General features: G+C 70.1%; 13 protein-coding genes. 6 read left to right on the plus strand and 7 right to left on the minus strand.

What is annotated here, in order from left to right; all coding sequences use genetic code 11:
• Positions 1-212 precede the first annotated feature (212 nt).
• Together OG230_RS13760 and OG230_RS13765 are read left to right on the plus strand one after the other, a co-directional pair.
• Positions 213-788: a GNAT family N-acetyltransferase gene (locus OG230_RS13760; RefSeq protein WP_328910487.1), complete on the plus strand. Its 576-nt coding sequence runs from the start codon at positions 213-215 to the stop codon at positions 786-788.
• Between the two features lie 83 nt (positions 789-871).
• Positions 872-2,047 carry a winged helix-turn-helix domain-containing protein gene (locus OG230_RS13765; RefSeq protein WP_328910488.1) on the plus strand — a complete coding sequence of 392 codons (1,176 nt, stop codon included), beginning with the start codon at positions 872-874 and terminating at the stop codon, positions 2,045-2,047.
• Positions 2,048-2,110: 63 nt separating this feature from the next.
• Here the strand turns inward: OG230_RS13765 and OG230_RS13770 are convergent, their stop codons facing one another.
• From OG230_RS13770 to mtnA, 7 genes are all read right to left on the minus strand, one after another.
• Positions 2,111-2,872, minus strand: a complete 762-nt coding sequence (locus OG230_RS13770; RefSeq protein WP_328910489.1) for a response regulator transcription factor — start codon at positions 2,870-2,872, stop codon at positions 2,111-2,113.
• Positions 2,873-3,057: 185 nt separating this feature from the next.
• On the minus strand, positions 3,058-3,750 hold the full coding sequence (gene hpf / locus OG230_RS13775) for a ribosome hibernation-promoting factor, HPF/YfiA family (protein ID WP_328910490.1): 693 nt from the start codon (positions 3,748-3,750) through the stop codon (positions 3,058-3,060).
• A gap of 329 nt (positions 3,751-4,079) precedes the next feature.
• Complete coding sequence (locus OG230_RS13780) at positions 4,080-4,820, minus strand: ComF family protein (RefSeq protein ID WP_328910491.1); 741 nt, start codon at positions 4,818-4,820, stop codon at positions 4,080-4,082.
• A 61-nt stretch (positions 4,821-4,881) separates the two neighbouring features.
• Positions 4,882-6,702: an LpqB family beta-propeller domain-containing protein gene (locus OG230_RS13785; protein ID WP_328911393.1), complete on the minus strand. Its 1,821-nt coding sequence runs from the start codon at positions 6,700-6,702 to the stop codon at positions 4,882-4,884.
• A gap of 34 nt (positions 6,703-6,736) precedes the next feature.
• Positions 6,737-8,776 carry an MtrAB system histidine kinase MtrB gene (mtrB, locus tag OG230_RS13790; RefSeq protein ID WP_328910492.1) on the minus strand — a complete coding sequence of 680 codons (2,040 nt, stop codon included), beginning with the start codon at positions 8,774-8,776 and terminating at the stop codon, positions 6,737-6,739.
• Between the two features lies 1 nt (position 8,777).
• Positions 8,778-9,467, minus strand: coding sequence for a two-component system response regulator MtrA (mtrA, locus tag OG230_RS13795; protein WP_187281934.1), 690 nt, complete (start codon positions 9,465-9,467; stop codon positions 8,778-8,780).
• 4 nt (positions 9,468-9,471) lie between these two features.
• Positions 9,472-10,617 (minus strand): S-methyl-5-thioribose-1-phosphate isomerase, encoded by a 1,146-nt coding sequence (gene mtnA, locus OG230_RS13800; protein WP_328910493.1) that lies wholly within the window; start codon positions 10,615-10,617, stop codon positions 9,472-9,474.
• Positions 10,618-10,757: 140 nt separating this feature from the next.
• On the opposite strand from mtnA, the gene OG230_RS13805 reads away from it, so the two are divergent.
• The 4 genes from OG230_RS13805 to OG230_RS13820 are packed head-to-tail and all read left to right on the plus strand — an operon-like array spanning position 10,758 to position 14,905.
• Positions 10,758-11,963, plus strand: a complete 1,206-nt coding sequence (locus tag OG230_RS13805; protein ID WP_328910494.1) for a glycerophosphoryl diester phosphodiesterase membrane domain-containing protein — start codon at positions 10,758-10,760, stop codon at positions 11,961-11,963.
• Between the two features lie 4 nt (positions 11,964-11,967).
• Positions 11,968-12,654, plus strand: a complete 687-nt coding sequence (locus OG230_RS13810; RefSeq protein ID WP_328910495.1) for a DUF4129 domain-containing protein — start codon at positions 11,968-11,970, stop codon at positions 12,652-12,654.
• Entirely contained in the window at positions 12,651-13,889 is a 1,239-nt protein-coding gene (locus tag OG230_RS13815; protein WP_328910496.1) for a DUF4350 domain-containing protein, read from the plus strand. Before OG230_RS13810 ends, OG230_RS13815 begins: the two co-directional genes overlap by 4 nt.
• Complete coding sequence (locus OG230_RS13820; RefSeq protein ID WP_328910497.1) at positions 13,886-14,905, plus strand: AAA family ATPase; 1,020 nt, start codon at positions 13,886-13,888, stop codon at positions 14,903-14,905. Before OG230_RS13815 ends, OG230_RS13820 begins: the two co-directional genes overlap by 4 nt.
• Positions 14,906-14,915 lie beyond the last annotated feature (10 nt).

Consider the following 14,915-nt stretch of genomic DNA (forward strand, 5'->3'; position numbering starts at 1 on the left):
TGGCACTGGGTCGTGTAATGGACTCTGGCGCGGGCACGGCAGGTGGGCCCCACCGCAACGGCCATCGTAAGCGAGGACCCCACCGCGTCGGGAGGGCTGCTGCCGCGTGGACCTCGCCGCACCCTTCCAGGACAACGGACGGAAGGGCCCGAAGGTGCCGGGATGCGTCAAAAGTGCTCGCGCCGAGGGCCTCGCCTCACCACAATCTCTCCATGGAGCCGATCACTCTCACCACCGAACGCCTCTTCCTGCGCCCCTTCGCACCGGACGACGCGGAGGGCGTGTACGCGGCCTGCCAGGACCATGACATCCAACGCTGGACGGTGGTCCCCTCCCCGTACGCGAGAGCGGACGCGGAGATCTTCACGGCCGCGCTGTCGCCCAGGGGCTGGCAGGACGACTCGATGTACAACTTCGCGGTGGTGCTGCGGGACGGCGGCGGGCTCGTCGGCGCCCTCGGCATCAACCACCGCGTCCTGCCCGGGACGTACGAAGTGGGCTTCTGGACCGGCAAGGAGCACCGGGGCCGCGGCTACATGACGGAGGCGGTGCTCGCGTCCGCCCACTGGTCGTTCACCTCGCTCGGCGCGGACCGGCTGGAGTGGCGGGCCGAGGTCGGCAACACCCCGTCGCGGTCGGTCGCCCGCCGGGCCGGCTTCCGCATGGAGGGCGAACAGCGGTCGGCGCTGCTCAACAAGGGGGTGCGCCGCGATGTCTGGATGGGCTCGCTGCTCCCGTCCGACCTGGGGCTGCCCGGCACCCACCCGTACGTGCCGACGAGCCGCTGAGCACCGGTGCGGGACGGTTTCCCCCAGACCCCGTTTCCGACGGCCGGGCCCGGGTGTCAGTGCCCCGTTCTAGGGTTCGGTACATGACGCCCGTGCCGCTTCCCGCCGTGGAACTCTCCGCCGACCAGGCCCGCCGGATCGCCCTGCGCGCACAGGGCTTCCTGGGAGCCCCGGACCGCCGGGCCGGGGTGCCCGGGGTGCTCCGCCACCTCGGAGCCGTCCAGCTGGACACCATCTCCGTGCTGGCCAGGTCGCACGAGCTCGTTCCGTACGCACGTCTCGGCGCCGTCGACCGTCGCACGGTCGAGGAGGCGTACTGGTCGGGAGGGCGCTCCTTCGAGTACTGGTCGCATGCGGCCTGCATCCTGCCGGTCGAGGAGTGGCCGCACTTCGCCTTCCGCCGCCGCGCCTACCGCTCCCGCCCGCACTGGCACCACGACCTGCCCGACGGGGCGTACGAGACGGTGATCAAGCAACTGCGCACCGAGGGCCCGCTGACCGCCACGGAACTCGGCGGCGCGAAGAACGGCGGCGAGTGGTGGGACTGGTCGGCCTCGAAGGTGGCCGTCGAACGGGCGTTGATGTACGGCGAGGTGGTCTGCACGGAGCGGCGCGGCTGGAAGCGGGTCTACGACCTCGCCGAGCGCGCCGTCCCGGACGCCGTGCTCCACGACGATCTCGACGACGCGGAGTGCCACCGCAGGCTGGTCGCTCTGGCGGGCCGGTCGCTGGGGGTCGGTACCCGGGCCGACATCGCGGACTACCACCGCCTCAAGGGCGAGCAGTTCGACGCGGTGGTGGCGGACTCGGGACTGGTGCCGGTGTCGGTCGAGGGATGGGCCAAGCCGGCCTGGGCGGACCCGGAGGCCCTGGCGTCGGAGCCGCGCGGACGGCACCGCACGACGCTGCTCTCACCCTTCGACTCGCTGATCTGGGAGCGGGCGCGCACGGAGCGGATCTTCGGCTTCACCCACCGCCTGGAGGCGTACGTCCCCAAGCAGAAGCGGGTCCACGGGTACTTCGCGATGCCTCTGCTGGCCGGGGGCAGGCTCCAGGGCCGGGTCGACCCCGCCCGTGAAGGCACCACACTGGTCGCCCGGCAGGTGTCGCTCCTGAGCCGGAAGGCCGTGACACCGATGGCCGAGGCCCTGGTGGAAGCGGCGTCCTGGGTCGGCTGCACGAACGTCCGGCTGGACCGCGTGGACACCCCGGAACTGCGCGAGCCGCTCATGGCGGAAATCGCCCGCGCTCTGACCTGAGGGCATTCCGGCCCGAGGGGTTCTCATGGCGCTCCCCGGGCCCGGCGGGTCACTCGCCCGATGTCATCTGATTTCGAGGATCTTCTCCCGCATGGCATAGACCACGGCTTCCATCCGGGAGTGGAGCTGCAGCTTCTCCAGAATATTGCGGACGTGGTTCTTCACCGTGTTCTCGGAAATGAACAGCTCCTTCGCGATATCGCGATTGTTCATGCCCGTAGCAACGAGTTTGAGGACTTCGAGCTCGCGTTCGGTGAGACGCGGCGCCGGGACGAGCCTGCGCTCATCGGTGCGCTGGATCATCGATTTGAACTCGGTCAGCAGTTTGGACGCCATCGACGGGCTGATCTGGGACTGTCCGTCGGCTACCGCGCGAATCGCCGTGGCCACCTCGTCGGTGGAGATCTCCTTGAGGAGATATCCGGTGGCACCCGCCTTGATCGCGTCGTAGAGGTCGGCCTCCTCGTCGCTGATCGTCAGCATGATGATCTTCGCGCTGGGGGCCACTTCCTTGATCGAGGTACATGCCTCGATGCCGCCGCGCTTGGGCATCCGCACGTCCATCAGCACGATGTCGGGCAGCAGGTCGGCCGCCTTGTCCACGGCCTCCGCCCCGTCACCCGCCTCGCCGACGACCTGGATGTCCTCCTCCTGCGCGAGGACGATCTCCAGACCTCTGCGGAAGAGCGCGTGGTCATCGACCACGAGAACCCGAATGGGCTCCTTGCGGGAGCCACTGTCGGTGTCCGCGTCCGCGCCGGTATCCGAACCGGCGGCATGGTCGGCGTCATTCGCATCGCGCACGGGCCCGAAGGTGTTCGCCATCGTTCCTCCCCCTGAAGGCCACGGCCTGTAGTCCACAAGCTGTCCGCCAACGGCAGCTCGTGGAGCACCGATTGGCCTGGGCCGCCATGCTTTCATGCCTGGACGCCGGAGCGGTGATCCAGTTGTCGCACGCGGGTGCCCCTGGGGGCGCACAAGCGCTCCAGGGGCACCACGAAGGTGTGGCGTCAGCCGCCGAGCGCACCGCCCGCGCCGCCTGCTTCATCGGCGGCGAGCGGGTCCGTCACGAGGCGGATGACACCGTAGTCGTAGGCATGTCGCCGGTAGACGACACTGGGTTCCTTGCTCTCCGAGTCGACGAACAAGTAGAAGTCGTGCCCGACCAGTTCCATCTCGTAGAGCGCCTGGTCGAGCGCCATGGGGGCCGCGACGTGCGTCTTCTCGCGCATCACCAGCGGTCCTTCACCCTGTACCTCGAGCGAACCGATCTTGGTGGTGGGCACACCGCCCGTCGACGTCTCGTCGGCGACCAGCTCGCCGTTCCCGTTGAACGAGGCGGCGCCCGGCACCACTTCTCCGACCTCGGCGGCAGTCAGCCGGCCCGTTCCGCGGCGGCTGTAGCGCTTGTCGTGCTGCTTGCGCAGCCGCGCCTCCAGCTTGCCGGTGGCCAGGTCCAGCGCTGCGTACGGATCGCCCGCGGCTGCTTCCGCCCGGATGACAGGACCGCGTGAGCGGAGCGTGATCTCCACCCGGTCCGAACGGTCGGCCTGACGGGGGTTCGACTCCTTGGACACCTCGACGTCCAGGCTGATCACCTTGCCGTCGAAATTCTGGATCTTGTCCAGCTTCAACTTCTCGGCCACGTGCTTGCGGAACCGCTCGGGCACCTCGGTCTTGCGGCCCTTGACGACGATGTCCACGCAGAACTCCGTTCCCGGATCGCTCCGCTTCGGCGGCGGAGCATTTCCCTTTTGCACCAGACTCCGGTGATCGCCGGAGCCTCGGACTCGGTGGCTTTCACCCCCTCCTCCCCCTCCGGCAAGGTCTCCACCCCACCGATTCCAGCGTTTCTGGACTACCGATGGGTCACCTGCCCGAAACCTGGTGGTGCATTCGTCGAGGTCTGGCATTCACCATTCCTCACAACCGAACATAGCCTGCTCGGCAGGGTGTCGGCACCCGCTACTCGCGCGTACCTCCGTTCAGGTCTCTTTGACCACTCACTACCAGCAACGATGCAAGTTCTCTGTCAGTTCCGGTTTATTTCGAAAGCGGACGGAGAGGCTGAGACAACCGCAGCTCGCAGGGCATGTGGCCCTGTGTCCTTCCAGCGTGCACCGGCATGCGCCCGGGCGCCCGCGCGGACGGCGCGCGCCGCCTCGGCAAGCGAGGCGCCCGTCGTCATGAGGTCGTCGACCAGCACCACCCCGCCGCCCGCGAGAAGACGTCCGGCACCGCCCGCCACCTCGAGCGCTCCGGCCAGATTCGCGCGCCGCGCCCCGGCTCCGAGCCCCGACTGATCCGCCACGGCACGCCGCTGCCGCAGCGCCCCGAGTACGCGGGCGGGCACCCCCGTACGCCGCAGCTCCGCCGCGGCGGCCAGGGAGATACGACGTGCCGGGTCATGCCCTCGCGCGGCGGTGGAACGCCGCGCCGACGGGATCGGTACGAGCAGCAGTGGGCCGGCGCCGCCGGGATGCCCCGCCCCGGCCCGCACGGCGCCCGCCAGGGCGCTTCCGAGTGCTGCGGCATGCCCCAGTGCACCCCGCTCCTTATGGGCCAGGAGCACCGCCCGTACCGCGTTCTCGTAGGGGGCGGCGGCACGGACCACCGGCAGTCCGGCGGGCTCCGGCGTGGGTCTCACCCGACGCGGCGTCGTACCGAGCAGCGCGGCCCGGCACTCCTCGCACAGGTCGGTCCGGGGCCTGCCGCAACCTCCACAGGCCACCGGCAGGACCAGTCCGGTGAATTCCCTCCACCATCCCTGCATAACCACACTCTGCGGGGACGCCCGAAAGCCGTCCACCCCTGTGGACAACTTCCGGACCGCGTCAGCCCGGGTAGACCAGGGACGAGCCCGCCTTGAGCACCGTCTGCCAGTTGTCGCCCGGCGACAGCTTCACGATTCCGTCGCCCTCGGTCTCCGCCATCAGGGGAAGCTGTTCGTCGTCAGCCGCCGCCACCGCCGTCACCTGGTTCACCCCGGGCAGCACACCGGAGGACGACGTCGAACCGTCCGCCTGCACGTAGCGCACCTGCTGCACGCCGCCCTCCTCCTTGCCGACCACCACGAGGCGGCTGCGGCCGGACCAGGAAACCGCCGACACGTCCGTAAGCTGCGGTGCGGCCTGGCGCAGATCCTCGACCGAGACCTGCGGCTGCTCGTCGGAGCCCTGTCGCTCCACCCGCCCGATCTTCAGCGTGGTGTGCCCGTCCTTGAACAGCAGCAGAGCGATCCGCACACCGTCGGCCGACATCCGCAGGGCCTCGATCCGCCCGCCGTTCAGGCTGGGGACCGTGACCTCCTGAGGCGTGCCCTTACCGCCCACCAGGCGCAGCAGCCTGGGGCTCGCCGGGTTACGGTCGGCCACCCAGAGGTCGCCGCGGCCGTCCCAGCTCGGGGCCGAGAGCCGGTCCTCGGCCTTCCTCGCAGTGCTGGTCACCACGGGCGGGGCGAGTTCGCCGTCCGGGACCAGGGAAGAGACGTACAGATTCTGATGGTTGGCGGAGATGCCCGCCGCCAACTGCTCGTCGCGCGCCACCCCGACCGTGCTCATCGGCACCGGCCCGTTGCCGAGCGGACCGGCCACGGGCTCGGGTTCGCCGGTGCCCTTGGTGCTGCCCGGTATCCGTTCCACATGCCCCTTGGCATCGACGAAGTACTGGCTGTCGGGCGTACCGCCACCGCTGTCGGGGGAGAATTCCGCCGCCTCGTCCGACCCCAGCGAACACAGCCGGCCCTTGTCGCTCCGGAGCTCCACCTGCTCGACGCGAGCCGACGTCAGGTCCCGCAAGGTGAAGAAGACCTGGGCGGCCATCATCCGGCAGGCCGTCCGGCCGACCTTGTCCGCCTTCTTGTTGAGCGGCACCCTCAGCACGTTCTGGTCGTCGGGCGCCAGGGAGATGACGCCCTTCTTCAGCGCCGTACCGGTGGGGAAGCGGGAATCGGCCACGGGCCGCAGCCAGTTCGTCGGCCCCTCCAGCAGGGTCCGGACGGTCTGCGTGGCGGTGTCCATCCGGGTGACGGGGTCCGTCCGGGTCCGTACGTAGACGGGGTCGGCCACCAGGGTGGACCGCCCGTTCGTCCGCCCCGTGGCGAAGTAGTACTTGTTCACGGACCGGTAGAGGCGCTTGAAGTCGGACTGCCCGAGCACCAGGCCGTCCGGCACGATGTCGATGCGCCACTCCAGCTTGCCGTCGGGCCCCTTCTCCCGCACCAGATGGAGGCTCTGGGAGTAGTCGGTGGGCGCCAGCGGCTGATAGGAGCTCTGCGCGTCCACCGCGGCGACCTGGTCACCGGTCAGCGTGTAGACGCCCTCGGTGCGCTTCCGGTCCTTGTCGTGGAGCGAGGGGCCGGTCCTGTTGGGCGCCTTGGCCAGCACCGTGGTGCCCGCGTTCGGCTTCCAGGTGCCGGCCGCTGCCTCGGTCAGGTACTTGCGGGTCGTCATGAAGGCGGGGTCGTCACTGGTCATCGACTCCAGGAAGCCGTCGACCACCTCGGTGGGCGTGGCGCCCTCCCGGGGCGGCACGGCGTACACCTGCACCTGGGAGTCGCCGGGCTGCGAGGCGTCGACGGCCTTGACGTCCCCGGTGACGGGCATGGAGGCGCACCCGACGAGCACCACGACGCCGCAGCAGAGCAGCGCGGACATCCGCACCGCGCGTCCATGGCCGCCCTGAAGACGGTCAGTGTCCACGAGTCGTGTCCTCCTGGTCCGGATCCTGCACTTCGTAGTCGGCGCCGCCGCCCGGCCGGTCCCCGGCCTGACGCGCCACCACACGTGCGCCGTTGCCCGGCAGTGCGGCCGGATGGACGGATGCAGGTGCCATCCGCGGCGCCACCGGGGCGCGCGCGGGCACGGCCAGCTGCGAACGCTCCATGGAGCCCGGCTGGTTCGGTACGGCCATCAGCCGGTGATCGCTCACGGTCGCCGGGCCTGCCTCGGCGCGCTCCCGTTCCTCCCGGTTGCGCCGGGAGTCCTCGGGCTCCAGCGGTATGGGCGAACCGCGCAGCGGCTCGTCCGCCGTACGGGGCAGGGTGAGCCGGAACTGCGAACCGCCGCCGGGCTCGCCCCACGCCTGGAGCCAGCCACCGTGCAGCCGGGCGTCCTCGACGGCGATCGAGAGCCCGAGACCGGTACCGCCGGTCGTACGGGCCCGGGCCGGGTCGGCCCGCCAGAAACGGTTGAAGACCCGGGTCGCCTCGCCCGGCTTGAGTCCCACGCCGTAGTCGCGTACGGCCACGGCCACGGCGCCCTGCGCCACACCGAGCCGTACGACGACGTCCCGTCCCTCGCCGTGCTCGACGGCGTTGACCACGAGGTTGCGCAGCACCCGCTCGACCCGGCGGGCGTCGGCCTCCGCGATCACCGGCTGTTCGTCACCGACGACCCGGATACGGGTGCCCTTGCGCTCGGCCAGCGGTTCGGCGCCACCGATCACCCGGCGTACGACGGTCCGCAGGTCTATCGGTTCGGCCTCCAGCGCCGCGGCGCCCGCGTCGAACCGGCTGATCTCCAGCAGATCGGAGAGCAGCGACTCGAAACGGTCCAGCTGGTCCCCGAGCAGTTCGGCCGAGCGGGACGTGATGGGGTCGAAGTCGGCGCGTGCCTCATGGATGACATCGGCTGCCATCCGGACGGTGGTCAGCGGCGTCCTCAGTTCGTGCGAGACGTCCGAGACGAACCGCCGCTGCATGCGGGAGAGCTCCTCCAGCTGCTGGATCTTCAGTTGAAGGTTCTGCGCCATCTTGTTGAAGGCTTCACCGAGCCTGGCGATGTCGTCCTCGCCGGTGACCTTCATCCGCTCCTGGAGCCTGCCCGCGGAGAGCCGCTCGGCGATGCCGGCCGCCATCCGTACAGGTGTGACGACCTGGCGCACCACGAACCAGGCGATCGCCCCGAGCAGTACCACGACGAACAGCCCGGCGGTCGCCAGGGTCGTCATGACCAGACTGAGGGACTTCTCCTCCTGCGTCAGCGGGAAGAGGTAGTACAGCTCGTAGGGATTGTGGTCGATGTCGTAGAGCCGCTTGCCCACGACCAGCCCGGGCTGCGACTCCTTTCCGTACGAGTAACGGATCACGGAGTACGTCTGGAACGCCCCGGGCCCCTTGTCCACGTCCTCCCGCAGGCGCTGCGGGATGCTGGACGCCTCCACACTGCCCGAACCACGCGGCGCGCGGCTGGTCGCGCCCTCGTCCACGGAGTCGGCGCTGAGCGCGACCACGTTGAAGGCGTTCTTGCCGCCACTGGCGAGCTGGTCGACGAGCTCCGTGCGCCAGGACGTGTTGGCCGTGACGCCGTCCGCACCGTCCTCGCCCCGGCCACCCGGGACGAGCGGTTCGTTCGCCTTCTCCTGGGCAGCGGCGAAACCACCGGCGGCCTGGGTCTGAGCGGCCTGGCCCTTCGCGTCGAGCAGGCCGTTGCGGACCTGCCCGATCACGACGAAGCCCAGCAGGAGCACCACGCCGATGGACATCAGCAGGGTGCCGGCGACGACGCGGAGCTGAAGATTGCGCCGCCACAGCCGCACAGCGGGCAGCAGCGGACGCCGCACCCAGCGCATCAGCAACCGGGGCACGGGACCGCCCGGCGCCCGGTCCTGGAACAACCGGCCGCCCTGCAGTACGCGGCCCATCCGAGAAAACTTCCGTCCCGGACCGGCAGCCCGCTCCGTACGGACTCCCGGCTCCCCGGGCTTCGGAGCAGTGCTGCCCTGGGTCATATCAGCTCGGTCCGGCCTTGTAACCGACGCCGCGGACGGTCACCACGATTTCCGGCCGCTCCGGGTCCTTCTCGACCTTGGAGCGGAGCCGCTGGACATGAACGTTCACCAGACGGGTATCGGCGGCATGGCGGTAACCCCATACCTGCTCGAGCAGCACCTCACGGGTGAAGACCTGCCACGGCTTACGGGCGAGCGCGACCAGCAGGTCGAACTCCAGCGGGGTCAGCGCGATGGACTGGCCCTCCCGCTTCACCGAGTGACCGGCCACGTCGATGACCAGGTCACCGATGGCCAGCTGTTCCGGCGCAGGCTCTTCGGACCTCCGCAAACGCGCCCTGATCCGGGCAACCAACTCCTTCGGTTTGAACGGCTTGACGATGTAGTCGTCGGCCCCGGATTCCAGGCCAACCACCACATCGACCGTGTCGCTCTTGGCAGTGAGCATGACGATCGGCACACCGGACTCGGCCCTGATCAGCCTGCAGACCTCGATGCCGTCCCGACCGGGCAGCATGAGATCCAGCAGAACCAGGTCCGGCTTTGCCTCACGAAATGCAGCAAGTGCCTTGTCACCGTCCGCTACGAACGACGGCTCGAAACCTTCTCCACGCAGCACAATGCCGAGCATCTCGGCCAGTGCGGTGTCGTCGTCGACGACAAGGACGCGTCCCTTCATAAACGACATCATCCCATTAGCTAATCGTTACCTGCGATGACCTGGCACACAGCTCTGCCAGTCCGACCCCCGTGACCGGGGAAATTACGCCCTCCTCCGTGACGATCGCCGTGACCAGTTCCGGCGGCGTGATGTCGAATGCGGGGTTGTACGCCGGTGTCCCCAGCGGGGCAACGGGCGATCCGCCCGCATCTCCGACCGGTGACACCGACTGCGGCGATGTGAGCTCCGTCACTTCTCGGCCGGGGCGCTGTTCCACAATGATCGCTTCCCCGTCCGCTGTGTCCAGATCGACGGTCGTGATCGGGGCGACGACGATGAACGGCACATGGTGGTACTTGGCGAGCACCGCCAACGGATAACTCCCGACCTTGTTCGCCACCGAACCGTCCGCGGCGATACGGTCCGCCCCGATAAGTACGGCATCCACCTCACCCGCGGCAAACAGCGAACCCGCCGCGTTGTCCGTGAGCAAGCTGTACGCCATCCCATTCCGGGCCGCTTCATAGGCGGTGAGCCGGGCACCCTGGAGCAGCGGACGCGTCTCGTCCACCCACAGCCGCCTCAGCCGGCCCGCCCGGTGCGCGTGGAGAGCCACCGCGAAGGCCGTGCCCTCGCCCCCCGAGACGAGCGCCCCGGTGTTGCAATGGGTGAGGAGCTGGTGACCCCCGCCGGGCAGCAGCTCCTCCAGGAGCGCCAGACCGAACCGCGCCATACGGCCGCTGGCCGCCGCGTCCTCCTGGTGGAGCGCCTTGGCCTCGGCAAGTGCCGCCCCGGCCGCCTGCTCCGCGCCCAGGCCCTTCTCGAGGGCCGCCCAGTACACCTGAGCCACCCGCCGCACCCCGTACCCGAGGTTCACAGCGGTGGGCCGCGCCTGCTCCAGCAGGACCGTCGCCTCGGCCACGTCATAGCCACGGGCCGCGGCGAGCGCCACCCCGTATCCCCCGGCAATACCCAGGAGGGGAGCCCCCCGGACAGCCAGGGTCTGGATGGCCCGCACGAGCGCGGGCACGTCGGTACAGACCAGCTCGATTTCCTCGACCGGCAGTCGTGTCTGGTCGAGGAGCACCAGCACGGGACCTTCCGGAAGCTCGTCCCAGCGGAGTACGGAGAGCGCGGGAGGCTCGATGCCCACCGGCGATTGCGCGTCCTGATCAGCCATCTGCCCAGTCTGCCCGGTGAGGCGTCCACAAATGAAGGCGCAAAGGAGATAGAGCGCCCGGCCCGCACCGCAGCGCCGCGTGGCACGATGGCTGCCAACCTGCCGCCCCGATGAGCGGACGGGATCGTGAAGGAGCGAGAATGAACGACTCTCCGGGCTGGGCCTCGCCCGGATCTGCCCCCTCCGACGGCCAGGAGACGGGAATCCCCCGGCCCTCCGAACCCGTGGACGCAAGCAGCCCTGCACCCCAGTGGTCTCCTGCGCAGCCGCCGCCCGGGCAGTGGTCCCCACCGAGCACGTCCGGCACCGGCCCCGGAGCGCCCCCGCCGGCCCCCGGCTGGGGCGGCGCCCCCCAGGGTCCCGGATGGGGCCGCGCGCCCATGGCGGCGAAGCCCGGTGTCATCCCGCTCCGCCCGCTGGGCGTCGGCGAGATCCTCGACGGCGCGGTGTCCACGATGCGCGCCCACTGGCGCACGGTGCTGGGCGTCAGCCTCACCGTCGCGGTGATCGCACAGGTCGCCATCATTCTCATCCAGCGCTACCTGCTGCCCGACCCGGTGTCGGTCGACCCGAACGCCGTCGGTGCCGAGGCCCTGCGCCAGGCCGCGGACTCCATGCAGTCCACACTGCTCTCCAGCGCCCCGGCCACGCTCATCTCGATGATCGCCACCCTGATCACCACTGCGGTACTCACCGTGGTGATCAGCCGCTCCGTCCTGGGCCGTACCGCCACGCTCTCCGACGCCTGGGCCGAGGCCCGTCCCAGGCTCCCTCAGCTGCTCGGACTGACGCTGCTGCTCAGCCTGATGAGCGCCGCGATCATGACCGTGGGCCTGCTCCCCGGCATGCTGCTGGGCTCCACCGCCGGGGTCCTCCTGGCCGTGTTCGGCTTCGGCGCCGCCCTGGTCGTCGTTCTCTGGCTGATGGTGCGCTTCACGCTCGCCGCTCCGGCGCTGATGCTGGAACGGCAGTCGATCCTCACCTCGATGCGCCGGTCCGCGAAGCTCGTCCGCGGTGCCTGGTGGCGCACCTTCGGCATCCTGGCACTCACCTACCTTCTGGTCATCGTCGTCGCGCTGATCATCGGCATCCCCTTCGCGATCATCGCGATCGGCGTCGACAGCGGCGGACTCGGTGACCTGATGAACGGCGACGCCTCCGAATTCGGCTGGCCGTTCCTCGTCGTCTCGGGCATCGGCGAAGTGATCGTCTCGACGCTCACCTACCCCTTCACCGCAGGCGTGATGGCACTCCTCTACGTCGATCAGCGCATCCGCCGCGAAGCCCTCGACCTCGACCTCGCACGGGCCGCGAACGTGCCGGGCTACGAGACTCCCAGGAGCTGATGCAGTGTCGGGGGCGGGGGTCACCACATCAATACGGCGATTCATCGGAGCGGACGACATACCCGTGGACACTCCACGGGTCCCCGCCCGCGAGGCGGCAGAGGACGAACTGTCCAAGCCGATGTACCACGAGAATGATCCGAATCTCCTCCAGCGCGGACTCAACCGCTTCTGGGAATGGCTCGGCAGTCTCTTCGACAGCGTCGGCGACGGCGCACCGGGCGGGCCGCTCGGAGTCGTCGCACTCGTACTGATCGTCGTCGGCCTGGCCGTCGCCCTGTGGTGGCGGCTGGGCACCCCCCAACGCACCGTCCGGTCGGCCGACGCCCTCTTCGGCACCAGCACCCGCAGCGCGGACACGCACCGCACCGCGGCCGAGACGCACGCCGACGCCGGCCGCTGGACCGAAGCGGTCCAGGAACGCATGCGCGCCGTCGTCCGGACCCTGGAGGAGCGCGCACTGCTCGATCCGCGCCCGGGCCGCACCGCGGACGAGGCCGCCGCCGAAGCGGGCCGCCCCCTCCCCCAGCACGCCGTCCGCCTCCGCGCCGCAGCCAGAGTCTTCGACGACGTGACGTACGGGGGCCGCACCGCGGACGAGCAGGCATACGTCACCCTGCGCACCCTCGACCTGGACCTCATGGCCGCCAAGCCGGTACTGGCCGGCACGGCCCGGGGAGCCGACGCATGACGGAGACGACCACCACTTCCCCCACCACGACCCCCTCCACCTCGGCGTCCCCCACCGCGCTCCAGGTCTGGAACCGCACCCGTGGGCTGATGATCGCCCTGCTCATCCTGGTCGTGGCCGGCATCACCCTCGCCGCTGTGCGGTCCGGCGACCACCACGGTCGCCTCGATCCCCGATCCGCCGACCCCCAGGGCAGCCGAGCCGTCGCCGAACTCCTCAAGCGGAGCGGCGTCTCCGTCGACATCGTCACCACCCTCGACGAGGCCACCGCGGCAGCAGGCCCCGACACGACCCTTCTCGTCACCGCACCCAATCTGCTGACCACGTTCCAGCAGCGCCGACTCCACGCGGCCACCACCGGCTCCGCAGGACGCACCGTCCTGCTCGCCGCCGACGCCCTGTCCCTGCAGGCCCTCGCCCCGGGTGTACGAGCCGAGTCCCCCCGCCCCGTGACGGCAAGGGCCCCGCGATGCGAACTCCCCGCCGCCCGCGACGCGGGCAAGGCCGACACAGGCGGTATCCGCTACACGGCGGGCACTCTCAGCACCACCTCCTGCTACCTGAGCGACGGTCTCCCCACCCTCCTCGTCATCGAGGAACGGCGCACCGGCGACACCGTCCTGCTCGGCTCCCCCGACCTGCTCCACAACAACCGCCTCGACCAGGAGGGCAATGCCTCCCTGGCCCTGCAACTCCTCGGTTCCCGCCCGCATCTCGTCTGGTACCTCCCCTCACTCGCTGATCCCTCCGCCACCGAAGCCGACACGGAACGCGGCGACCGGGCCACCGACTCAAGCGACTCGGCGAGCTTCACGGACCTGATCCCCTCCGGCTGGCTGTGGGGCACCCTGCAACTCGCCCTCGCCGCCGTACTCGCAGCCATCTGGCGCGCACGGCGCCTGGGCCCCCTCGTCACCGAACGGCTTCCCGTCGCCATCCGGGCCTCCGAGACGACGGAGGGCCGCGCCCGTCTGTACCGCCGGGCCAACGCCCGCGACCGAGCCGCCGCCTCTCTGCGCTCCGCCGCCCGGGCCCACATCGCACCGCTCGTCGGAGTGTCCCCCCGCGACGCGCACTCCCCCGACGTCCTCCTCCCCGCGATCTCCGCGCGCGTCACCGACTCAGGCGGCGACCTCAACGCCCTGCTCTTCGGTCCCGAGCCCGCAGATGACGCCGCTCTTGTCCTCCTGACCGACCAACTCGACGCCCTCGAAAGAGAGGTACGCACTTCATGAGCGCCCCGACCCCCGAGTCCACGGAGCCCAAGGAGACCGCCTGGGCCCCTGCGGCCCCCGTGGAATCCGACAGCGCCCGCGCGTCCTTGGAAGCCCTGCGTTCCGAGATCGCCAAGGCCGTGGTCGGCCAGGACCCGGCCGTCACCGGCCTCGTCGTCGCGCTGCTCTGCCGGGGTCACGTCCTGCTCGAAGGGGTCCCCGGCGTGGCCAAGACCCTCCTGGTCCGAGCCCTCGCCGCGTCACTCGAACTCGACACCAAGCGCGTCCAGTTCACTCCCGACCTGATGCCGAGCGACGTGACCGGATCCCTCGTCTACGACGCGCGCACGGCCGAGTTCTCCTTCCAGCCCGGCCCGGTCTTCACGAATCTTCTGCTCGCCGACGAGATCAACCGCACGCCTCCCAAGACGCAGTCGTCCCTCCTGGAAGCCATGGAGGAACGCCAGGTCACCGTCGACGGAACCCCGCGCCCCCTGCCCGACCCCTTCCTGGTGGCCGCGACCCAGAACCCGGTCGAGTACGAGGGCACCTACCCCCTCCCCGAGGCCCAACTGGACCGCTTCCTCCTCAAGCTGACGGTTCCCCTTCCGTCGCGCGAGGACGAGATCAGCGTCCTCACCCGCCATGCGGACGGCTTCAACCCCCGCGACCTGAAGGCGGCGGGCATCCGCCCCGTCGCGACTCCGGCCGACCTGGAGGCCGCCCGCTCGGCTGTCACGAAGACCAAGGTCTCCCCTGAGATCGCCGGCTATGTCGTGGATATCTGCCGTGCCACGCGTGAGTCCCCCTCGCTCGCCCTCGGCGCCTCCCCCCGAGGCGCCACAGCTCTGCTCTCCACCGCCCGCGCCTGGGCCTGGCTCACCGGCCGCGACTACGTCATACCCGACGACGTAAAGGCCCTGGCGCTTCCCACACTCCGTCATCGCATCCAACTGCGGCCCGAGGCAGAGATGGAGGGAGTCACCCCCGACTCCGTCATCACCTCAGTGCTCGCCCACGTCCCCGTTCCCCGATGAGGCGGTGACC

The sequence above is a fragment of the Streptomyces sp. NBC_00234 genome, assembly GCF_036195325.1.
Lineage (GTDB): Bacteria > Actinomycetota > Actinomycetes > Streptomycetales > Streptomycetaceae > Streptomyces.